At 43.7% G+C, this 604-nt stretch carries 1 pseudogene; it reads left to right on the forward strand.

The features are described from left to right. Positions 1 to 604 (forward strand): annotated as a pseudogene (locus HUK38_RS14720) (hypothetical protein); the annotation flags it as partial.

Below are 604 nucleotides of genomic sequence, written 5' to 3' on the forward strand. Positions count from 1 at the left end.
AATTAAAGAAACGTATTTAGCGGCGAGTACCGCGCAAAAAACTAAATTGTATGATCCATTCGTGCGCTTTTTACGGTGGGCGTCGGATCGAATTGGTGAGTATGGAATTGTTGGTTTTATTACCAATCGTTCGTATTTAGATGCGCGGCAGGCGGATGGATTGCGCAAAGTATTGGCAATGGAATTTCAGGAGATTTGGATTGTAGATTTATTAGGTGATTTACGCAAACGCGATGGTTTGCCACCCGCGCAAGGCGGTAATGTTTTTGATATTCAAACCGGCGTGGCAATTAGTTTTTTTATTAAAAATCCGCAGCAATCGCACTGCACAATTCGTTATCTCCATGCGTCTGCTGGTGCAACTGGTAAAGCGAAAAAAGATTGGCTGCGTGATTGTTCATTGCGCACATTAGAGCGCGCTGGTGAATTTCGACGTATTAAACCAACGGCAAAAGGTGAATGGTTAAATCAACCGACTGCCGATTGGCATCATTGGATACCGCTGGCGAATAAAGACGGTAAAGCGGGTAAAACTGACGCGGTCATTTTTCAATTATTTGCCAGCAGCATTAAAACGAACCGCGATGAATGGGTGTACGATTTT

Origin of the sequence: Thiospirillum jenense (assembly GCF_014145225.1) — a bacterium.
Classification (GTDB): Bacteria; Pseudomonadota; Gammaproteobacteria; order Chromatiales; family Chromatiaceae; genus Thiospirillum; species Thiospirillum jenense.